We start from the raw sequence: 20,382 nt of genomic DNA on the forward strand, positions 1-20,382 counted from the left end.
TCAGGCTGCCTTGCCCGGCTGCAGCGATTGGCCGGCCGCTTCCAGCGCCTGGGCAAGGCGTTCGATGTCTGCGTCGGTATATGCTGCCGACAGCGTGATGCGCAGGCGGGCCGTACCCTCCGGCACCGTCGGCGGGCGGATGGCGGCGATGCGGATGCCTTCGCGTTCGAGCGCGGCGGCCAGCTCCAATGCGGGCGCGTTCTCGCCAATCACGATCGGCTGGATGGCCGTGGGCGATGGCATCCATTGCCAACCAAAGCGCGCAGCCAGACGTTGCGCATGTGCACTCCATACGGCGATGTGGCGGTCGAGGCGGGTGCGACGCTCCGCCCCCTCTTCGCCTGCAATCAGGTCCAGTGCTGCTTGCACCGCACATGCCGTGCCCGGCGGCGTGGCCGTTGTGAAGATGTACGTGCGTGCGCGCTGGACCAGCCAGTCGATCACCAGGCGATGCCCGACGATGGCCGCGCCCGATCCGCCGGCCGCCTTACCGAACGTACCGACATAGACAAGGCGTTTGGAGCGCAGCCCGAAGTGCGACAGCACCCCTGAACCGTTCTCGCCGAGCACGCCCAGGCCATGCGCGTCGTCAACGATCAGCCAGGCGTCGTAGCGCTCGGCCAGCGCAAGCAGTTCGGGCAGCGGCGCGATGTCGCCGTCCATGCTGAACACGCCGTCGGTCACGATCAGCTTGTTGCGGCTGGTGCTGGCGGCCAGCAGCGCTTCCAGCGCAGCCAGGTCGACGTGCGGATAGACCTTGATGGGCGCCCGCGACAACCGGGCGCCGTCGATCAGCGAAGCGTGGTTCAGCGCGTCGGAAAAGATCGTGCATTCGTCCGCCGGGCGAATGCCGCCGGCCTGCGCCATGGCACTCACCACGGCCAGATTGGCCATGTAGCCGGTGCAGAAGAACAGCGCGTCCGCCTCGGGAATGTGGGGGGCTTGCAGCGCAGCCATGCGTGCTTCCAGCTGCGCGTGTGCAATTGAATGGCCGCTGACCAGATGCGATGCGCCGCTGCCAAAGCCATATTGCTGCATGCCCTGCGTCACCGCCTCGGCCAAGGCTGGGTGCGCTGCCAGCCCAAGATAATCGTTGCCGCAGAAGCCGAGAATGTCGCGCGGCTCCCCACCGGGCACGCTGATGCGCTGGCTGCGGTCGGTCGGGCTGTACGCGGTGCGGCGCACGCGGCGCAGGTGCGCGGCGTCGATGGCGTCCAGGCCCGCCTGCAGGTCGTCAAGCAATCGCATAGGTGTGTCCTTCTGTTTCGCCCGTGGCTTGCGCGAGCGTGTCTTCAAGCGTCTGCAGCGTCCGTTCGACCAGGGTGTCGGTCTCTTCGTCGCTCAGCACATACGGTGGCAGCAGATAGACCGTGTTGCCGATGGGGCGCAGCAGCAGCCCATGCGTGCGCGCGGTCAACGCAAAGCGTTCGGCAAAGCGTGCGCCGGCCACTTCGGGGTGCACGTCGAACGCGGTAATCATTCCCGTCTGCCGCAGATGGGCAAAACGCGCATCGTGCGACAGCGGCGCCAGCCCCTGGGCGATGCGTGCCGCGGTCACGCGGTTGCGCGCAAAGACGTCTTCTTCAGCAAACAGATCGAGCGTGGCCAGCGCCGCACGGCATGCCAGCGGGTTGCCCGTATACGAATGCGAATGGAGAAAGCTGCGTACCGGCGCATCGTCGCTGAAGGCGTCATAGATGGCATCGCGCGACAGCACGATCGATAGCGGCAGATAGCCCCCGCTGATGCCCTTCGACAGGCACAGCAGGTCCGGCCACACGCCCGCCTGTTCGCACGCGAAGAACGTACCGGTGCGTCCGCAGCCGACGGCAATCTCGTCCGCAATCCAATGCACGCCAAACTCATCGCACAGCGCACGCACGCCGCGCAGATAACTCACGTCGTGCATGGCCATGCCGGCGGCGCACTGCACCAGCGGTTCGATGATGACGGCGGCGATGGTGCCGGCGTGGGTGCTCAGACAATCGCGCAGCGCGGCCAGCGCGCGCTCGGCCACGTCGGTGGCGGTCTCGCCCGGGCCGGCCAGACGCGCGTCCGGCGATGGCACCCGGTGCGATTGCAGAATCAGCGGGTCATACGCATCCCGGAAGATCGCGACATCGGTCACGCCCAGCGCGCCGAGCGTTTCACCGTGGTAGCCGTGTTCCAGGCAGACGAAACGGCTGCGCGCGCCCTGCCCTGCATTGCGATGGGCGTGGAAGCTCATCTTGAGCGCGATTTCCACGGCAGAAGCACCATCCGAGCCAAAGAAACTGTGGCCCAGCACGCCGCCCGTCAGGTCGATCAAGCGCTCCGCCAGCTCCACTGCCGGACGATGCGTGGCGCCCGCCAGCATGACGTGCTCCAGCGAATCGAGCTGCGTCTTCAGCGCCGCGTTGATGTGCGGATTCGCATGGCCGAAGAGGTTGACCCACCACGAGCTGGTGCCGTCCAGGTAGCGCTTGCCGTCAAAGTCGATCAGCCAGGGCCCCTGGCCGCGTGCGATCGGCAGCGGCGGCATGGCATCGAGCCGCGCGTTCTGCGTGCACGGATGCCAGACGGCCGCGCGGCTGCGCGCCTGCCACGCCGTGTTGGCGCTGGGCGCGCCGTCAACCGGCACCGGGATTGGGGGGTACGCCATACGAGGCCTCCTCGAAACAGAAGCGGGGGATTCGGCGGCGTATGGTAGAGGGCTTGTTGATCAAACAACAAGCCCGCACGTTAAATGAAATTAACGGCACATAAGGCGACAAAGAAAGAAGAAGCGCACTTCTTCGGCGGACATTCAACGTCCTGCGCGGAACTTGTCGTTAAAAAATCTTTTGCGACGCCGTAAAAAGCGTATTGAAAATCACATTGAGCGGACCTCGATCGAGTTCATCCATGGAAGCTGCGTGACGGTGGGCGCGAGGTCTTCTGATGGATTATTTACTTGGAGTGATGTTCAGAATGGACCGCATGTTTGCGTTGCATCATTGCTCAACCCTAGGGGTAACCCTATACTCGGGAAAACCCTAGATAACGCAACGAGAGAACACATCATGGTCCAGCAAGCCTATTTCACCCCGAAGTTCGCCGGCGAAGTGCAAGTCCAAGCCGCCAACCGTACGTCCCTGCTGCGCGCAGTAATCAACTATTTCCGCAACGGTTGGGATGACAACCTGGCGTACGCAGAAGTGGTTGGCAAGTCCGGTTCGTACCTGGGCTGAAGCCCGTGGCTGAATCGTCAGCCATGCCGCGAAGGCACGTAGAAAAAAAACGGCGCATCGGCGCCGTTTTTGTTTTGGGGCGGCGGACCACACGCCTAGCCTAAATCTCCACCACCTACCGGCAACACCGTTCCGGTGATGTACGAGGCCTCGGCCGACGCCAAAAACAGGATCGCCCGCACCTGCTCATCGATCGTTCCGTAGCGGTGCATCAGGCTGCTGGCGATGGTCTGGTCGACGATGCCCTGGTACCAGGCGGTTTCCTGCTCCGACATGGGCGCGGTATTGCGCGGGATCTTGCGCGGCGGCGCTTCGGTGCCGCCCGTGGCGACGGCGTTGACGCGGATGTTGTCCTGCGCATGCTCCAAGGCGAGGCTGGCCGTGAGCGCATTCACGCCGCCCTTGGCCGCCGAATACGGGATCCGATAGATGCCGCGGGTAGCAATCGAAGATACGTTGACGATCACGCCCTGCTGGCGCTCCACCATGTGCGGCAGCACTGCACGGCAGCACCACAGCGTGGGAAACAATGAGCGGCGGATCTCCGCCTCGATCTGCGCTTCTTCATAGTGCTGATACGGCTTCGCCCAGATCGTGCCGCCGACGTTGTTGATGAGTACATCAATGCAGCCGAAGGCATCCAACGCGGCTTGTACGGCATGTTGGGCGCCGGCGTAGGTTTCCAGATCGGCTGTGGTGGCATGGGCCCGACCGCCCGCTGCAGCAATTTCAGCCTGCACTTCGTAGACCAGCTCCGCGCGATCCACGAGCAGCACTTGGGCGCCCTCCTGCGCCGCAGCCAATGCCACGCCGCGCCCGATACCTTGCGCCGCGCCTGTCACGACGACGGCCTTGCGTGAAAATCGTTGCATGCTCATGCCGCCTTCGCGTCCGGTAGTGCGTTGGGCGTGAACTTCTCGTAGTGGAAGCTGTTGGGCTTCACGCCTTCGTCATCAAAGTACTTGCGCACGGCATCGACCATCGGCGGCGGCCCGCACAGATAGACATCCACGTCGCCATCGTTGAGCGCGTTGGCCGGCACGTGCTGCGTCACCCAACCCTTGCGCGGATGATTCGAGGCGGCATCGGCCACGACGGTGGCGTAGCTGAAGTTCGGCAACCGCGCCGCATAGGCGTCGATCGCATCGACCTGCACCAAGTCGAGGTCACGGGTCACGCCATAAATCAGATGCACCTGCTGCTGCGAGTTGGCGCGCGCCAGCACTTCAAGCATCGACAGGAACGGAGCGAGGCCCGTACCGCCGGCCAGGAACAACAGCGGCCGCTGCACATCGCGCAGATAGAAGCTGCCCAACGGCCCGTGCAGATCGAGCTTGTCGCCCGGCCGCGCAGTTTCCAACCACCGGCTCATCACGCCGCCGGGAATCTTCTTGATGAGGAAGCTGACCTTCGATTCGCCGGGCGCGGATGAGAACGAATACGAACGATGCAAGCCGCTGCCGGGCACACCGATGTTGACGTACTGGCCCGGCAGAAACACCGGCACCGCGGCATCCACGTCCAGCTCGAGTACGACTGCGGCATCGTTGTGCAACTCGACTTTCGACAGCGTTGCCCCGAAGCTGCTCTGCCCCGTCTTGCACGTGGTCGACGTGGTCGGCACCGCGATCACGCAATCGCTTTGCGGCACCATCTGGCACGTCAGAACAAGGCCGGAGTGCTTCTCGTCTTCGGTCAGGGCGTCGTCAATGTAGTCATCACCGAGGTCGTAGCTTCCGCTCTCGGCGCGGCACTTGCAGGTTCCGCAGACGCCATCGGAGCAATCCATGGGCAGGTTGATCTTGGCGCGGAAGGCGGCATCGAGCACCTTCTCCCCCGCTTTGCAATCGATGAAACGGGTCACACCGTCCTCGAAGTTCAATGCAACTTTGAAACTGGACATGGGATACCTCCGCTGCCTCTTGTGCGTGTCCTATACGTGGGTGCGATCTCAGACGTGATAGACGTCGAGCACCTGCCGGATGTAGTCGTTCTTCAGGACGATCTTCTTGGATGCGATCAGAAAGCCATCGCCGGCCCTGCGCAAGGTGACGAACATCGTGCCGAAGAAGTGATCGGTGACCTTGTACCGGTGGCTGAGCGTGTGAAAGTTGTAGCGCACGTCGACTTCATCGTCGCGTTCGGCCATGACCTCCACGTTGCTGACGGTGTGACTCGTTCTCGGCTCAGGCGTTGAAGCACCGCTGCGCTCGGTCTTGATGCGAAAGACGCGATCCTCCAGCCCGCAACGATTGGCGTAGTACATCAACGAGATCCGGCTCTGCGGGTCGTCGGTCAACTGGTCGTCGTCGTCCCATGCGGGCATCCAGTACGTGACGTCCTCGGCGTAGCACTCGAGCCACATGTCCCACTGGCGGTCGTCAAGAAGTCGCGCCTCGCGGTACAGGGTGGCGCAGATGTTCTGGTAATCAGCGCTCATGCTGGCACCCCTTCGCATTCCTGCTTTAGTGCCTCGCGCATGACGCGCACCCAGTATTCGTGCTGGCAGACGAACAAGCCTTCGTCTTCACTGCGCTCGCCCGAGATGAGCGGCTTCAACCCCATCTTCGTTGCGTTCTCGTCAGGGCCGTGAACCCATAGTGGCGCGCCGCGCGACAGGTCGTTCCACAGCGCTGCGGTGCCGGCATATCCGTTCTGGCAGGCGCGGAATTCCTCCAGGTCATCGGCGGTGCCCATGCCGGTAACGTTGAAAAAATCCTCGTACTGGCGGATGCGCGTTGCACGGTCGGTGGCGCTCTCGCCCTTTGGCGCGAAACAGAAGATCGAGACCTCGGTCTTGTCCACACTGATCGGCCGTACCACGCGAATCTGCGTGCTGAACTGATCCATCAGGAACACGTTCGGATACAGGCACAGGTTGCGCGTCTGGTTGATGATGAAGTCGGTCTTGATTTCGCCCACACGTGCCTTGATTTCGTCACGGTGTGCATAGACCGGTCGCACTTCCGGATTCATCGTCTTGGTCCACAGCAGGATATGGCCGTGCTCGAACCCGTAGACGCCGGCCACCGACTTGCTCCAGCTGTTCGCGTCCACTGCCTGCGTGCCGCCCTCCTTGCGCCGGCCCATCGTCGCGGCGTAGTTCCAGTGCACGGTGCTCACGTGGTAACCGTCGCAGCCGTTCTCCATCTGCATCTTCCAGTTGCCGTCATAGACGTACGAGGAGTTGCCGCGCAGCACCTCCAGGCCATCGGGCGCCTGATCGACGATCTGGTCGATGATCACGCACGCTTCGCCCAGATAGGCCTCAAGCGGTTGCACATCGGCATTGAGGCTGCCAAACAGGAAGCCGCGATAGTTCTGGAATCGCGCCACCTTCTTCAGATCGTGCGAGGCGTGCGTGTTGAACTGCACCGGATACTCGGTGGTCTTTTCGTCCTTGACCTTGAGCAGCTTGCCGGTGTTGGAGAACGTCCAGCCGTGGAACGGGCACGTGAAGCTGCCCTTGTTGCCATGCTTGCGCCGGCACAGCATCGCACCCTTGTGCGCGCAGGCGTTGATGACCGCGTGCAGCTCCCCGGTCTTGTCGCGGGTGATGACGATCGGCTGGCGGCCGATCCACGTGGTGTAGTAGTCGTTGTTGTTCGGAATCTGGCTTTCGTGCGCCAGATACACCCAGTTGTTCTCGAAGATGTGCTTCATCTCCAGCTCGAACAGATCCGGGTTGGTAAAGATGTCGCGGCGGCAGCGGAAAATTCCGGCTTCCGCGTCATCCACCACGGCGGTTGACAGAAGTTGGTCCAGTTCGTTGGCTTTGTCGATCAAGGCGGACATGGTCTTCTCCACGTTGAGGCAACGGGCCTCAGGCCTCGGCCGAAGCGCGCAGACGGTTCACGCGCTGGTTGTCCTTGCCCTGAACCAGCGGCGTCAAGACGACGTTGAATTCAATGTCCTTGTACATATCGGCCTTCAGGTCGAGTGCGGTACCGCCGGTTTTTTCCACCACGTGCGGAATCAGCTCTTCGCGGGTGGCATAGGCGAAGTCGTCCCAGATCAGCGGGTCGCCTTCGATGTTGAATTGCGTCGTCAGCTTGCGGTGTCCGTCGCTCGTGACGAAGAAGTGCACATGCGCGGGCCGGTTGCCGTGGCGCGCAAGCCCGTTGAGCAGTTGCTGCGTGGCACCCTGCGGCGGGCAGCCGTAGCCCACCGGCATCAGCGTGCGGAATTCATATTTGCCATCGGCACCTGTCCTGACAGCGCCCCGCAGGTTGAACGCGCTCTGCTCGCCGGTCGGATCGAAATGCGAGTAGAAGCCGTTCGAGTTCGCATGCCAGCACTCGACCACGGCACCGGCCACCGGCTGGCCGTCGGGCCCTGTCACCGTGCCGTGAATGATCAGCGGGCCTGCCGCCGGGTCCGGGTCGATGTCGATCCTGGACACGCCATCGCGCACCGTCGCGCCCGCCACGTACAGAGGGCCCTCAATCGTGCGCGGCGTACCGCCGTTGACGCCAAGCGCCTCGTCCGCAGCGTCCATGCGAATGTCGAGGTACTTTTCCAGGCCCACGCCGGCGGCCAGCAACGCCGCCTCCCCATCCTGGCCGAGCTTATTCAGGTAGTTGATGCCGGACCAGACCTCATCCGGCGTGATGTCGAGATCGTCGATGGCCTTGAACAGATCGGCCAACAGACGGTGGGTGATCTGCTTGAGGCGGGCGTTGCCCTCCTTGCCGTCCAGATTGGTGGCTGCCTTGAGCAGGTCTTGCACTTCTTTCGTTTGGAATACGCGCGCGTTCATGATGGGTGTCTCCACGTGGTTTTCTGGGGAATGTCTCAGGCGTCGTCGCCGTGAACCGACGACGGGTGACGGCACAGCGGCGTCACGGAAATCTGCATGTAGGGAAACAGCGGCAACGCCGTCAGGATGTCGTGCAGTTCGGCGTTGCTCTGCACGTCGAAGACGCTGTAGTTCGCGTACTCGCCAACGAGGCGCCAGATGTGGCGCCATTTGCCGCTGCGCTGCAGATCTTGCGAGTAGGTTTTCTCGCGCGCCTTGATCTCGTTGGCGACATCGGCGGGCATGTCGGCAGGCAGGCGGACATCCATACGAACGTGGAACAGCATCGTGGTCTCCTTGGTGGGGTGTCTGAGTCTGGTTGTTGTTATGGACGGCGCAGGCGCGCGAGCTTGTCGCGATCGATCTGGATGCCCAGGCCGGGGCCGGTGGGCACCTGCAACGTGAAGTCGCGGTACAGAAGCGGCTCGGTCAGCAGTTCTTGCGTGAGCAACAAAGGACCAAACAGCTCGGTGCCGAACTGCAGCTCGCCAAAGGTTGAAAACACATGGGCCGACGCAGCCGTCCCGACCGCGCCTTCGAGCATCGTTCCGCCGTACAGGCCAATGCCGGCAAGCTGCGCGATAGCCGCCACCTGCATGGCCGGCACGAGGCCGCCGGATTGCGCGATCTTCACAGCGAAGACGTCGGCGCTGGCCGAGCAAGCCAGCTCAAATGCATCCAGCGGACCGTGCAGTGCTTCGTCGGCCATCATCGGCACGGTGAACTGGCGAGCAAGGCGTTCCAGCGCGGCGCGGTTTTCTGCACGCACCGGTTGTTCGATCAGATCAATGCCGCCCGCTTGCAACGCGGCGATGCCGTTGGCGGCGTCGAGTTCGCTCCACGCCTGGTTGACGTCCACGCGCACGCTCACGGCGTCACCCAGTGCGCGCTTGATGGCCAGCACGTGGGCCACGTCCTCGGCCACCGGGCGCAGGCCGATCTTGAGCTTGAAGATGCGATGGCGACGCTCGGCGAGCATCGCTTCTGCCTCGGCAATGTCCTTCCGGGTGTCGCCACTGGCGAGCGTCCAGGCTACCGGCAGCGCATCACGCAGACGCCCGCCGAGCAGCTCCGACAGCGGCACGCCAAGCCGGCGGGCCTGCGCATCCAGCAGCGCCGTTTCCAGCGCGCACTTGGCAAAGCGGTTGCCTTGGATCGTCTTGCGTACGCGGGCCATGGCGGCAGCCACATTGCTTGCCTCCATGCCGATCAGCAGCGGCGCAATGTGCGTGTCGATGTTGACTTTGATGCTCTCGGGGCTCTCTTCGCCGTAATTGAGGCCGCCAATGGTGGTGGCCTCGCCCCAGCCTTCGATGCCGTCTTCGCAGCACACCTGCACGAGGACGAGCGTCTGCGTGTGCATGGTGGCCACGGACAGCTTGTGCGGACGGATGGTGGGCACATCCACTAGAATGGCCTCGATTGAGCGAATCATGTTTTCCAGGTATCAGAAGAACTGCTATCAACGTGGAAACCAGATTACGCAGCGCGATTTATTGCGTCCAACACCGATTTAGTATCAGTCTCATACCCCACAGGTATAGCAATGGAACTGCGCCACCTTCGCTATTTCGTTGCCGTCGCAGAAGAGCTGAACTTCACGCGTGCGGCTGAACGGCTGCACATCGCGCAGCCGCCGCTCTCGCGGCAGATTCAGCAACTGGAGGAGGAGGTCGGCGTGCTGCTGTTCGAGCGCGGCAGCCGCCCGCTCAAGCTGACCGAAGCCGGCCGCTTCTTTCACGCGCATGCACGGCAGTTGCTCGCACAGACGGCCGAACTGGCCTCGATGACGCAACGCGTCGGCCAGATCGAGCGGCGCATGTCGGTCGGCTTCGTCGCTTCAACGCTGTATGGGATGCTGCCGAAGGTCATCCGGCGGTTTCGGGCGGAGTACCCGATGGTCGATCTGACGATGCACGAGATGACCACCATGGACCAGATCCAGGCGCTCAAGGACGGCCGCATCGACGTCGGCTTCGGCCGTATCCGCTATGAAGATCCGAACGTGCGGCGCATCCTGCTGCGCGATGAACGTTTGATCGTCGCCTTACCTTCGGGCCACCCGCTCCTGGGCAACAAGACGACGGTATCCCTGCGCGACCTTGTAGGCGACACGCTCATCATCTATCCGCGCACACCGCGTCCGAGCTATGCGGACCAGGTGCTCGCCCTCTTCCACGATCGCGCGCTGGAACCCAGCAAGATCTACGAGGCACGGGAATTGCAAATCGCCTTGGGGTTGGTGGCGGCAGGCGAAGGTGTATCGGTGGTACCACGCAGTGTGGCGGGCCTGCGGCGCGAAGATGTCTGCTACATGGAACTCGACGATCCGCAATTGGTCTCGCCCATTATCTTCAGCACGCGCCTGCTCGATGAGTCTGAAGACATCCAGGCCATACTGGCGCTGACGTATCGGTTGTATGACGAGCAGAAGATCCCGTATTACGCTCCCTCGTAAGGCTTGCAATGGCGGCCCCAAAGTTACAAGCCGCTGGACACGACGGCCGCATGGGCTAGATTGAAGTCATAAGGCGCCCGTCCGCCTGCGATTGGAGCGCAAGCGAGTGAAAAGAATACGCGGCCCCATCATCAAGTTGTCCATCATCCTGGCGCTGTTGTTGGTGCTGGCGATGGCCGCCTTTCTTGCCGCTCACGAACTCCGCACCTCCGCCTGGCAAGCCCGCTACTTCGCACATCTCGCGACATCGCAAACCTTTCCTGTCAAGCCCGGACCGACCGATTCGGCCCGCTATCCGAACTCCGGCCCCTATGACGAGCGGCTCGGTTATCACGATCTCCCCACCTTTCTAGACCGTCTGCGCTCGCGCGGCTATGTCATCGCTCAGCAGGCCGTGCCATCCAAAGAGATGGTCGCGCGAATGGACGCCGGCATGAACCCGCCCTATCGCGAGAAAGACCAGGCCGGCCTGGAATTGGTCGACGACGATGGCCGCCCGATCTACCGCGTGCGGCACCCCGAACGTGTGTATGACGGTTTCGCGTCGGTGCCGCCGCTGCTGGTCAACTCACTGCTCGCGATTGAAAACCGCACGCTGCTGCAGACCGAATACCCCAAGCGCAACCCGGCCGTGGAGTGGTCACGCCTGGCGCGCGCCGTGTGGGACCGCGCCCTGCACACCGTCAACCCGGCGCATGAATCGCCCGGGGGCAGCACGCTCGCCACGCAAATCGAGAAGTATCGTCACTCGCCGGAAGGCCGCACCGACTCCCCCAGCGAAAAGCTGCGCCAGATGGCATCTGCATCCGTACGCGCCTACCTGAACGGCGAGGACACCACCGCCGCGCGTCACCAGCTCGCGGTTGATTACCTGAACACCGTGCCGCTGGGCGCGCGCGCCGGGTTCGGCGAGATCCAGGGGATTGGCGATGCGCTGTGGGTCTGGTACGGACGCGACTTTGCGCAGGTGAATGCGTTGCTGTCGGACGAATCCGTCGCACCGCTGGCAGACCGTGCACTGGCATACAAGGAGGCGCTGAGCCTGCTGGTATCGCAGCGGCGGCCGTCGTACTACCTCGAGAACCTTGATGAACTCGAATCGCTGACCAACGCCCACCTGCGCGTGCTGGCCGCATCGGGCGTGATTCCGCCAGCGCTGCGCGATGCGGCGATCGCGCAATCGCTCAAGCAGCAGGCACTGAACACGCGCATGCCGCCTCCGCCCATTGAGCACAAAGGCACGAACGCCGTGCGTGTGAACCTGGCGGCCATGCTCGGCATCTCGCGCATGTATGCGCTCGACCGGCTCGACCTGACCGCCAGCAGCACGCTCGATGCGCCGTTGCAGCGTGATATCTCATTGGAACTGCGCAAACTGCGCGACCCGGCACGCGCCAAGGCCGCCGGCCTCGTCGGCGACATGATGCTGGAACGCGGCGACCCGCGCGGCGTGACTTACAGCTTCACGCTCTACGAACGCGCGCCCGGGGGCAACCGTGTGCTGGTGCAGGCCGATACGTTCGACAAGCCCTTCGACATCAACGAAGGCGTCAAGCTGGATCTGGGCTCGACGGCCAAGCTGCGCACGCTGGTGACCTATCTCCAGATCGTGGCCGAGCTGCACAAGCGCTATGCCGGCCAGCCTGCAGCGGCGCTGCGCAAGATCAACATCCCCGTGCAGAACCCGATCGAGCGCTGGGCAGTGGACTACCTCGCCCACACGCAAGATCAATCGCTCACGGCGATGCTCGATGCATCGATGGAGCGCAAGTACTCCGGCAACGCCGGCGAGTGGTTTGCCACCGGCGGCGGCATGCAGAGCTTCGAGAACTTCGAGAAATGGGAAGGCACCCAGAACTTCACGGTGCGCGAGGGGCTCAAGCACTCCGTCAATCTCGTCTTCGTGCGGATCATGCGCGATATCTCGCGCTACTTTCAGCATCAGTTGCCCAACGCCGGCGCCGAGGCGCTGACCAACCCCGATTCCCCACAGCGACAGCCCTACCTGCAACGCTTTGCCGACCGCGAAGGCAAGCTCTTCATGGGCCGGTTCTATGCCAAGTACAGGGGCAAGACCGACCAGGAGCGCGAAGCCATCCTGGTGCAAAGCACGCGTGCCACGCCGGTGCGGCTGGCCACCATCTACCGCAGTGTCGACCCGGAGGCCGGGCCGGGCAAGCTGGCTGCGTTCATCCGCACGTACCTGCCCGGAGCCAAGCTGGATGAGGCCGAACTCACCCGCCTGTACGAGAAGTACTCCGTCCAACGCTTCGACCTGGCCGACCGCGGCTACATCGCCCGGCTGCATCCGCTGGAGCTGTGGCTGGTGGCGTATCTGCGAACCCATCCACAAGCCACGCTCGCGCAGGTGAACGAGGCCAGCGCCGATGAGCGGCTGTCCGTCTACAAATGGCTGTTGAAGTCGCACCGCAAGGGCGCGCAAGACAAGCGCATCAAGCAGATGCTGGAGATCGAGGCGTTCCAGCAGATTCACGCCATGTGGAAGCGGCTGGGGTATCCGTTCGAGTCGCTGGTGCCGTCATACGGCACGGCCATCGGCGCATCGGCAGACCGGCCGGCATCGCTGGCGGAGCTGATGGGCATCATCGAAAACGACGGCATCCGCCTGCCCAGCGTGCGCATCGACCGCCTGCACTTTGCGGCCAACACGCCGTATGAAGTCCTGCTCTGCCGCGACCCCAGCGCCGGAGAGCGCGTGCTGCCGCCCGAGATTCCGCCCCTGGTCAAATCCGCGCTGGCCGGTGTCGTAGAAGGCGGCACTGCCAAGCGAATCTCCGGAACGTTCGTCCAGAAGGACGACAAACCCATCGCCATCGGCGGGAAGACCGGCACCGGCGACAACCGCTTCAAAACCTTCAGCCGCGGCGGGGGCCTCATCTCCGAGCGGGTCGTCAGCCGCTCCGGCGCCTTCGTCTTCTATTTGGGAGACCGCTACTTCGGCACCGTCGTCGCCTACGTAGCCGGCGCAGACGCTGCCAAGTACAAATTCACCAGCGCCCTGACGGTGCAAGTACTCAAGGTCCTGGCCCCCACGCTAATGAACCACCTGGACCTGCAAGACGAGGCGCCCCCCTTCAACTGCAAGATGCCGCAGGCCACAGCGCCGGAACAAAAATTGGATTGACACTCACCGCAACGACCGCTGCAGCCAAATCGCACCCGCACAAACCAACGCCACCACCGCGCCCCAGGCAAACAAATCGCCCACAGCCAGCAACGTCGCCTGACGATCAATCTCGGCCGAGAGACGGATCAACTCAGAACCCTGCAACGGATGCGGCCACTGCCAGTCAGGCGTAAGCGCGCTCACATGCCCCACCAGATCGGTGCGATGCTGCGCCTGCCCCCGCTGCAGCAACAACGTGGCGCCCATCGTCCCAAAAGCCTGCGCCCAAGCCCGCATGATCCCCTTGAACTGGTAGGCATGGCCGAAATCCTTGGCCGGCAAATCCACGTAAGTCAGCCCCGCCACCTGGATCACCACAAACATCCCCACCATGCCTTCGATCATGAACCCCGGCACCACCGCCGCCACCGAAGCCCCCGGCATCGCTACACGCGACATCCAGAGCAGCGCCGTCGCCATCAGCACAAAACCGATCGAGATCAGCACGCGCTTGGTCGGCAGCACGTTCGTCAACTGAAAGTTCAGGACGCCTAACGCCACCGTCACCAGCCCGCCCAGGCTCATCAACTGCGCAGTGGTCTCATAGCGGAAGCCCAGGCCGTTCTGCAGCAGGCTCGACGAGAGAAAGCCCCAAGCGCTCGCAAACATGTAATAGATGGCGTAAAACACCATGCCCATCAGGAAGCGCCGCTGCAGCGTCGCCCGCAAATCCACCCACGGCAGCGGATGGCCCGTCTGGCGAATGCCAACCCAGATGATGAGCGCCACCACCGCGATGATCGGCACCACCTGTGCGGGCGAACCATCGGGGTGAATGAAGCGGGCCTGCTGGAAACCGTGCAGCGCAATCAGCGCTGCCAGCCCGAATGCGATAGCAGAGGGCCAGTCGAGCGAGGCGAAATCGCCCTTGCGCTCGTGCATCTTCGGATGCGGATAGAACGCCGCCACCAGCCCGCACACCACCACGGCCACCAGCAACTGCGCGACAAAGATGGCGCGCCAGCCGAATTGCTCCGTGAGCGCCGCCGACAGCATCGGTGACACGCAGCTCAATCCGAAGATGCCGTAGATCATGCCCTTCATCATCGTGCGGCGTTCGTGCGCGGGGCTGTGCTGCACAAAGATGCGCGAGGTGGACAGCATCGGCCCGCCGCCAAACCCCTGCACCGCCCGGCCGACAATCAGCATCGTGCCGCCCTCGGCCGCCGCGCACATCAGCGTGCCAATGATGAACACCAGAAGCGACAGCAGCGTGTGCTTGCGGTAGGTCATGTGATCGGCCAGCCGTCCCATCACGAGAATCGCCAGGCTGGCCGCCGCCGCATACGCCGTCACGGCCCAGAGATACACATCCTGTGACGCCAGCACCCCACCTTCGATATGGGGCCCAGCAATCGAAAACATCAGGTTGGACATGTAGTCCACGCCCGTCGCCAAGCCGATCACCATGCCCACCATGCGCAATTCCATCCGGCTGCCGACGGTCGATTCGGCAGCCGGTTTGCGGGGCGTGGGTGGTGGAGAAACCGTGTGGTCTGTGCTTGGCGTGTTCATGCAGGGATGGTAATTTGCCTTGAAACCGGCGGAAATCGCCTGCCAACAAATTCATTGTTCAATTATGCGAACGACGGACTGGAACGACTGGGACACTTTCTGCACCGTGGCCACGCTCGGCAGCTTCACGCGCGCGGCCGATCGGCTGGGGTTGCCCAAGTCGTCGGTCAGCACGGCCGTGTCGCGGCTGGAGGGCAAGATGGGCGTGCGACTTTTCGAGCGCAGTACGCGCCGCCTGCGCCTGACCGATGCCGGTGAAGCCCTGCTCCGCGACGCCGGCCCATTGTTCCAGCGGCTGCGTGAAGTGTCGGAAGACGCCGCAGCGACGTTTCAGTCACCCGCGGGCACCTTGCGCATTGCCATGCCGTACGAGTTTGCCGCCAAGCAGCTTGCCGAAGTGGTGCTGGAAATCATGCGCGAGCACACCGGCTTGCGCATCGAAGTGGATGTGGCGCCGCGCCAGATCGACCCGCTTGCCCAGGGCTACGACATCATGTTGACCGTGCCGCGCGGGCCGTTGCCCGATTCCGGGCTCGTCGCCCAGCGTGTCTTTGATTTGCGGCGCGCCGTGGTCGTCGCCCCGCAACTGCTGGAACGCCTCGGGCCGCTCAGTCACCCAGACCAACTTGCCGATTGGCCTTGCCTCGGCACCTCGAACGAAGCCGAATGGCAGTTCCGCACGCCCGGCGGCGAGACGATCAACCTGCCGCTCGACTTCCGCATGCGTACTTCCAATAGCGAATTGCGCATGCAGGCCGCCATTGCTGGCCTGGGGGTCGCCCGCATCACCTCCGTGTTCGCTACAGACCTGATCAGCTCTGGCGCGTTGCAGGAGGTGCTGACGGATTTCCAGTCCCCGCCGATGCGCGTGTACGCCGTATTCCCGGGCCGCCGCCTGATGCCCGCCAAGGTGAAGGTCTTCATGGACGCCCTGCACCGCCGCATTGAGCATTCCCGCCAACACACCGACATGCGGCCCACGTTCGTTGATGAAGCCGCCGCGTCCTGGCCGCCTGAGTCGCTACTCTGACTTCCAGTCCTTCCTTTTGTCTACCCAAAGCCATGCGCCCATTCACCAAACTTTCCGTCTTGTTTGCCGCACTCGCCCTGAGCACCGCCGGCTGCTCCCGCGCTGAAGACATCGGCAGCGTCAGCACCAATTTCCGCATCACCGGCTCCGACAAGATCGTCATCGAAGCTTTTGACGACCCGCTCGTGCAGGGCGTGACCTGCTATGTCTCGCGGGCCCGCACCGGCGGCATCAAGGGCTCGCTGGGCGTGGCCGAAGACGTCAGCGAAGCCGCCGTGGCCTGCCGACAGGTTGGCGCCATCAGCTTCGTCAAGCCGTTGCCGCAGCAGGACGACATGTTCACGCAGCGCCTGTCGCTCGTCTTCAAGACGCTGCACGTGGTGCGCACGGTCGACCGCAAACGCAATGTGCTGGTCTATCTGACGTATTCCGACAAGGTTATTTCAGGCAGCCCGAAGAACAGTGTGACCGCCGTACCGATCCCGACCAGCCAGCCGATTCCGGTCAAGTAAGGGTCAAAGGCATATAAATGCGATGAAAGCACCACATTGGTGCGTCACAACGCAAGCGTGGTGGCCGAGCAACGGTAGACGGCGCAGAAAGGGTGCATACGTAAGCCTACGTATGGTGCATTGCATCATCTGGTGTATGATCAGGGTATTCCCTAACCGGGATTTCCCTAAGAGGCCAATCATGCAAAACACGAACGACCTGAAGCTGACCGATCAACTCGAACGCGAACTGATCGAGCGCGAAATGTCCGAAGGTATCTACTACTATCGCCGTCCGAGCGGCCAATCGTTCTCGTTCGCCCAGTTCTTCTCGGCAATCGCGAACCTGTTCGGCACGCACCGCACTGCCAAGGCCTAACCCGCCACGCTATTGTTGAAGGGCGTGTGCCCGAGCTAGCTAGCTGTATGCAGTACTCGCAGTTTCAGTAGCACCGTGCGCCGGCCGTGTGTCATCACACCCGCCGCCACACCCGCCAGGTCATGACTGCCTGGTGCCAATCAAGGGCCGGATTCCGGCCCTTTGTCATTTCTACGGCATGGGTCTGGTTTGTTTGCATGCCGTAGCAATCGCCCTATTTCCTCCGACGGCCCCAACCGCACAGCGGTTGTCTTCTCCTTGGCCTGTGCTTTACTGAGTAGAGCCGCGACCACCGATATCGAGACCACGCGCGCATCTTCGCAGCAAGGAAGACGCGCAGCATGGCACCCGGCGACCATCCCCCAAGGAGACTCCCATGGCGATCAGCCTCAAGCTGTCGGTCAACGGTGCGCCTGTCACCGTCAGTGTCGAACCCCATACCCTGCTGGTCCAATTGCTGCGCGAGCAACTTCGCCTGACCGGCACCCACGTCGGCTGCGATACCGCGCAATGCGGCGCGTGCACGGTGCATATGAACGGGCGCGCGGTGAAGTCGTGCAACATCCTCGCCGTGCAGGCTGACGGCGCCGAGGTGACCACCATCGAGGGCCTGTCGAAGGACGGTGCGCTGCACCCGATGCAGGAAGCCTTTCGCCAATGCCACGGCCTGCAATGCGGCTTCTGTACCCCGGGCATGGTGATGGCGGCCACGGCGCTGGTCGCGCAACATCCGCATCCCGATGAACACACGGTGCGCGAGCAACTCGACGGCAACCTGTGCCGCTGCACGGGTTACCACAACATCGTGCGCGCCGTGATGCATGGTGCCGAAGCCATGGCTGAAGCCGAAGGCGACGACGCCTCGCTGCAAAGCCTGGCCGCCGCGCGCGCCCACGCCGCCTGACCCCAGCGAGGAGACCACCATGAACGCTCCCGCAGAACCCAACAACCACCTGATCGGCGCGTCCGTCAAGCGCAAGGAAGACTTCCGCTTCCTGACGGGTGCCGGGCAGTACACGGACGATGTCGTCCAGGCTCACCAGTCGTACGCGGTGTTCCTGCGCTCGCCGTATGCGCACGCACGCATCAAGCACATCAATTCGGATGCCGCACGCAACCATCCGGGCGTGCTGGCCGTGCTCACCGGCGACGACCTGGCCGCCGACAAGGTGAACGGTTTGCCGTGCGGCTGGCTCATCCACAGCATTGACGGCACGCCGATGAAGGAACCGCCTCACCCCGTGCTCGCGCAAGGCAAGGTGCGCCACGTGGGTGATCAGGTCGCGCTGGTGGTGGCTGAATCGGTGAAGATCGCCAAGGATGCCGTCGAGATGATCGACGTGGAATACGACGAACTGCCGGCCGTGGTCGACACCGCCACCGCAGATACCGCCGGCACCGCCGTCCACGACGACGTACCCAACAACACCTGCTACACCTGGGGCCACGGCGACAAGGCCGCCACCGATGCCGCCTTCGCCAAGGCCGCGCACGTGACGCAGCTCGACATCGTCAACAACCGGCTGATTCCGAATGCGATCGAGCCGCGCGCCGTCAATGCCAGCTACTCGCGCCAGGACGACAGCTACACGCTCTACGTCGCCAACCAGAATCCGCACGTGGAACGCCTGCTGATGTCGGCGTTCGTGCTGGGCCTGACCGAAGCCAAGGTGCGCGTGATCGCGCCGGATGTGGGTGGCGGGTTCGGCTCGAAGATCTTCCTGTACCCGGAAGATGTGGCGCTCACGTGGGCATCGAAGAAGGTCGGCCGGCCGATCAAGTGGACGGCCGAGCGCTCCGAATCCTTCCTCACGGATGCACATGGCCGCGACCACGTGACACATGCTGAACTGGCGCTCGACGCGCAGGGCAATTTCCTCGCCATGCGCGTGCATACGACGGCCAACATGGGCGCGTATCTGTCGACGTTTGCCAGCAGCGTGCCGACCATCCTGTATGCGACGTTGCTTGCAGGCCAGTACAAGACGCCTGCCATCTATGCCGAAGTGAAAGCGGTGTTCACGAACACCGCGCCGGTCGATGCCTATCGCGGTGCCGGCCGGCCCGAGGCGACGTATGTGGTCGAACGCCTCGTAGAAACTGCCGCGCGCGAGATGCAAGTCGACCCGGCGGAGCTGCGCCGCCGCAACTTCATCCGCACGTTCCCGTATGCCACACCGGTTGGTTTGACATATGACACGGGCGACTATGAACCGTGCCTGGACCGCGCCATCGAACTGGCAGACGTGAAGGGCTTTGCGGCCCGACGCGATGCCTCGCGCGCCAAAGGGCGGCTGCGCGGCATGGGCTACTCCTGCTACATCGAAGCGTGCGGACTGGCGCCGTCGAACATCGCAGGGGCGCTTGGCGCACGAGCGGGCCTGTTTGAAGCCGGCGAAATTCGCGTGCACCCGACGGGCTCCGTCACCGTCTTCACCGGCTCGCACAGCCACGGCCAGGGCCACGAGACGACGTTCGCGCAAGTGGTGGCCGATCGCCTGGGCGTGCCCATCGACAACATCGAGATCGTGCACGGCGACACGGGGCGCATCCCGTTCGGCATGGGCACGTACGGTTCGCGCTCGATTGCCGTAGGCGGCTCGGCCATCATGAAGGCACTCGACAAGATCGAGGCCAAAGCCAAGAAGATCGCCGCGCATCTGCTGGAAGCGTCGGCGGAGGACATCGAGTTCAAGGATGGCGTCTTCCGCGTGGCCGGCACCGACCGCACCAAGACCTTCGGTGAAGTGGCCCTCACAGCGTACGTGCCGCACAACTACCCGCTCGACAAACTGGAGCCCGGCCTGGACGAAAACGCCTTCTACGACCCGACCAACTTCACCTATCCCGCAGGCGCGTACATCTGCGAAGTGGAAGTTGACCCCGATACCGGCGAAGTCCACATCGATCGCTTCGTCGCAGTGGATGATTTCGGCAACATCATCAATCCGATGATCGTCGAGGGGCAGGTGCACGGCGGGCTCGGCCAGGGCATCGGACAGGCGTTGATGGAAGCCTGCGTGTACGACGAGAACGGCCAGTTGCTGACCGGCTCGTACATGGACTACGCCATGCCGCGCGCAGACAACCTGCCCAGCTTTACGGTGGAAACGGCCAAGGGCACGCCGTGCACGCACAACCCGCTGGGCGTCAAAGGCTGCGGTGAAGCCGGTGCGATCGGCTCGCCGCCGGCGCTGATCAACGCCATCGTCGACGCGCTGGCGCCGCTGGGCGTGAAGGACATCCAGATGCCCGCGACGCCGCATCGTGTCTGGCAAACCATTCAAGCGGCCAAGGCCTAGGCAGAGGAGCCAA

At 63.4% G+C, this 20,382-nt stretch carries 18 protein-coding genes; 8 read left to right on the plus strand and 10 right to left on the minus strand.

From position 1 onward, the window contains the following. Together bioF and bioA are read right to left on the minus strand one after the other, a co-directional pair. The gene (gene bioF / locus R2N16_RS20975; RefSeq protein WP_316668221.1) at window positions 1-1,248 is read right to left on the minus strand and encodes an 8-amino-7-oxononanoate synthase; all 1,248 of its coding nucleotides are present in this window, start codon (window positions 1,246-1,248) and stop codon (window positions 1-3) included. Beyond that, window positions 1,235-2,641 (minus strand): adenosylmethionine--8-amino-7-oxononanoate transaminase, encoded by a 1,407-nt coding sequence (gene bioA / locus R2N16_RS20980; RefSeq protein ID WP_316668223.1) that lies wholly within the window; start codon window positions 2,639-2,641, stop codon window positions 1,235-1,237. Before bioA ends, bioF begins: the two co-directional genes overlap by 14 nt. A 400-nt stretch (window positions 2,642-3,041) precedes the next feature. Here bioA and R2N16_RS20985 point away from each other — a divergent pair, with 400 nt between their 5' ends. Next, a complete protein-coding gene (locus R2N16_RS20985) occupies window positions 3,042-3,209 on the plus strand; it encodes a hypothetical protein (RefSeq protein WP_316668225.1) in 168 nt (55 codons plus the stop codon). A 95-nt stretch (window positions 3,210-3,304) separates the two neighbouring features. On the opposite strand, the gene R2N16_RS20990 is transcribed toward R2N16_RS20985, so the two are convergent. From R2N16_RS20990 to R2N16_RS21020, 7 genes are read right to left on the minus strand one after another with little or no spacing between them, the layout of a single operon-like run. Beyond that, window positions 3,305-4,087, minus strand: coding sequence for a 1,6-dihydroxycyclohexa-2,4-diene-1-carboxylate dehydrogenase (locus tag R2N16_RS20990; RefSeq protein WP_316668226.1), 783 nt, complete (start codon window positions 4,085-4,087; stop codon window positions 3,305-3,307). Further along, window positions 4,084-5,112 carry a benzoate 1,2-dioxygenase electron transfer component BenC gene (gene benC, locus R2N16_RS20995; protein WP_316668229.1) on the minus strand — a complete coding sequence of 343 codons (1,029 nt, stop codon included), beginning with the start codon at window positions 5,110-5,112 and terminating at the stop codon, window positions 4,084-4,086. Before benC ends, R2N16_RS20990 begins: the two co-directional genes overlap by 4 nt. 48 nt (window positions 5,113-5,160) lie before the next feature. After that, window positions 5,161-5,649 (minus strand): benzoate 1,2-dioxygenase small subunit, encoded by a 489-nt coding sequence (gene benB / locus R2N16_RS21000; protein WP_316668231.1) that lies wholly within the window; start codon window positions 5,647-5,649, stop codon window positions 5,161-5,163. Continuing rightward, window positions 5,646-7,004, minus strand: a complete 1,359-nt coding sequence (locus R2N16_RS21005) for a Rieske 2Fe-2S domain-containing protein (RefSeq protein ID WP_316668233.1) — start codon at window positions 7,002-7,004, stop codon at window positions 5,646-5,648. Before R2N16_RS21005 ends, benB begins: the two co-directional genes overlap by 4 nt. A 28-nt stretch (window positions 7,005-7,032) precedes the next feature. After that, window positions 7,033-7,968: a catechol 1,2-dioxygenase gene (catA, locus tag R2N16_RS21010; protein WP_316668235.1), complete on the minus strand. Its 936-nt coding sequence runs from the start codon at window positions 7,966-7,968 to the stop codon at window positions 7,033-7,035. Window positions 7,969-8,003: 35 nt separating this feature from the next. Further along, window positions 8,004-8,294: a muconolactone Delta-isomerase gene (gene catC / locus R2N16_RS21015; protein WP_316668237.1), complete on the minus strand. Its 291-nt coding sequence runs from the start codon at window positions 8,292-8,294 to the stop codon at window positions 8,004-8,006. Window positions 8,295-8,332: 38 nt separating this feature from the next. After that, entirely contained in the window at window positions 8,333-9,442 is a 1,110-nt protein-coding gene (locus tag R2N16_RS21020; RefSeq protein WP_316668238.1) for a muconate/chloromuconate family cycloisomerase, read from the minus strand. 111 nt (window positions 9,443-9,553) lie between these two features. Here R2N16_RS21020 and R2N16_RS21025 point away from each other — a divergent pair, with 111 nt between their 5' ends. Next, window positions 9,554-10,465 (plus strand): LysR family transcriptional regulator, encoded by a 912-nt coding sequence (locus R2N16_RS21025; protein WP_316668240.1) that lies wholly within the window; start codon window positions 9,554-9,556, stop codon window positions 10,463-10,465. Window positions 10,466-10,571: 106 nt separating this feature from the next. Next, on the plus strand, window positions 10,572-13,610 hold the full coding sequence (locus tag R2N16_RS21030) for a transglycosylase domain-containing protein (RefSeq protein WP_316668242.1): 3,039 nt from the start codon (window positions 10,572-10,574) through the stop codon (window positions 13,608-13,610). Between the two features lie 3 nt (window positions 13,611-13,613). Here the strand turns inward: R2N16_RS21030 and R2N16_RS21035 are convergent, their stop codons facing one another. Next, window positions 13,614-15,167: an MFS transporter gene (locus R2N16_RS21035; protein WP_316668244.1), complete on the minus strand. Its 1,554-nt coding sequence runs from the start codon at window positions 15,165-15,167 to the stop codon at window positions 13,614-13,616. A 64-nt stretch (window positions 15,168-15,231) separates the two neighbouring features. On the opposite strand from R2N16_RS21035, the gene R2N16_RS21040 reads away from it, so the two are divergent. The 5 genes from R2N16_RS21040 (at window position 15,232) to R2N16_RS21060 (ending at window position 20,369) form a co-directional block, all read left to right on the plus strand. Beyond that, window positions 15,232-16,197: a LysR family transcriptional regulator gene (locus R2N16_RS21040; protein ID WP_316668246.1), complete on the plus strand. Its 966-nt coding sequence runs from the start codon at window positions 15,232-15,234 to the stop codon at window positions 16,195-16,197. Between the two features lie 32 nt (window positions 16,198-16,229). Further along, a complete protein-coding gene (locus tag R2N16_RS21045; protein ID WP_316668248.1) occupies window positions 16,230-16,709 on the plus strand; it encodes a CreA family protein in 480 nt (159 codons plus the stop codon). Between the two features lie 181 nt (window positions 16,710-16,890). Beyond that, window positions 16,891-17,067, plus strand: a complete 177-nt coding sequence (locus R2N16_RS21050) for a hypothetical protein (protein WP_009238172.1) — start codon at window positions 16,891-16,893, stop codon at window positions 17,065-17,067. A gap of 376 nt (window positions 17,068-17,443) precedes the next feature. Next, complete coding sequence (locus R2N16_RS21055) at window positions 17,444-17,971, plus strand: (2Fe-2S)-binding protein (protein ID WP_316668252.1); 528 nt, start codon at window positions 17,444-17,446, stop codon at window positions 17,969-17,971. Between the two features lie 19 nt (window positions 17,972-17,990). Beyond that, a complete protein-coding gene (locus tag R2N16_RS21060) occupies window positions 17,991-20,369 on the plus strand; it encodes a xanthine dehydrogenase family protein molybdopterin-binding subunit (RefSeq protein ID WP_316668254.1) in 2,379 nt (792 codons plus the stop codon). Window positions 20,370-20,382 lie beyond the last annotated feature (13 nt).

Origin of the sequence: Ralstonia psammae, from assembly GCF_958405935.1 — a bacterium.
Taxonomy (GTDB): domain Bacteria; phylum Pseudomonadota; class Gammaproteobacteria; order Burkholderiales; family Burkholderiaceae; genus Ralstonia; species Ralstonia psammae.

Excerpts from the sequence above, each read along its gene's own strand:
- R2N16_RS21050 (WP_009238172.1), top strand. The coding sequence starts at position 16,891 with ATGCAAAACACGAACGACCTGAAGCTGACCGATCAACTCGAACGCGAA.
- R2N16_RS21045 (WP_316668248.1), top strand. The coding sequence starts at position 16,230 with ATGCGCCCATTCACCAAACTTTCCGTCTTGTTTGCCGCACTCGCCCTG.
- R2N16_RS21040 (WP_316668246.1), top strand. The coding sequence starts at position 15,232 with ATGCGAACGACGGACTGGAACGACTGGGACACTTTCTGCACCGTGGCC.
- benB (WP_316668231.1), bottom strand. The coding sequence starts at position 5,649 with ATGAGCGCTGATTACCAGAACATCTGCGCCACCCTGTACCGCGAGGCG.
- R2N16_RS21005 (WP_316668233.1), bottom strand. The coding sequence starts at position 7,004 with ATGTCCGCCTTGATCGACAAAGCCAACGAACTGGACCAACTTCTGTCA.
- bioA (WP_316668223.1), bottom strand. The coding sequence starts at position 2,641 with ATGGCGTACCCCCCAATCCCGGTGCCGGTTGACGGCGCGCCCAGCGCC.
- R2N16_RS20985 (WP_316668225.1), top strand. The coding sequence starts at position 3,042 with ATGGTCCAGCAAGCCTATTTCACCCCGAAGTTCGCCGGCGAAGTGCAA.
- R2N16_RS21025 (WP_316668240.1), top strand. The coding sequence starts at position 9,554 with ATGGAACTGCGCCACCTTCGCTATTTCGTTGCCGTCGCAGAAGAGCTG.
- catC (WP_316668237.1), bottom strand. The coding sequence starts at position 8,294 with ATGCTGTTCCACGTTCGTATGGATGTCCGCCTGCCTGCCGACATGCCC.
- catA (WP_316668235.1), bottom strand. The coding sequence starts at position 7,968 with ATGAACGCGCGCGTATTCCAAACGAAAGAAGTGCAAGACCTGCTCAAG.
- R2N16_RS21060 (WP_316668254.1), top strand. The coding sequence starts at position 17,991 with ATGAACGCTCCCGCAGAACCCAACAACCACCTGATCGGCGCGTCCGTC.
- R2N16_RS21055 (WP_316668252.1), top strand. The coding sequence starts at position 17,444 with ATGGCGATCAGCCTCAAGCTGTCGGTCAACGGTGCGCCTGTCACCGTC.
- R2N16_RS20990 (WP_316668226.1), bottom strand. The coding sequence starts at position 4,087 with ATGAGCATGCAACGATTTTCACGCAAGGCCGTCGTCGTGACAGGCGCG.
- R2N16_RS21020 (WP_316668238.1), bottom strand. The coding sequence starts at position 9,442 with ATGATTCGCTCAATCGAGGCCATTCTAGTGGATGTGCCCACCATCCGT.
- bioF (WP_316668221.1), bottom strand. The coding sequence starts at position 1,248 with ATGCGATTGCTTGACGACCTGCAGGCGGGCCTGGACGCCATCGACGCC.
- benC (WP_316668229.1), bottom strand. The coding sequence starts at position 5,112 with ATGTCCAGTTTCAAAGTTGCATTGAACTTCGAGGACGGTGTGACCCGT.
- R2N16_RS21035 (WP_316668244.1), bottom strand. The coding sequence starts at position 15,167 with ATGAACACGCCAAGCACAGACCACACGGTTTCTCCACCACCCACGCCC.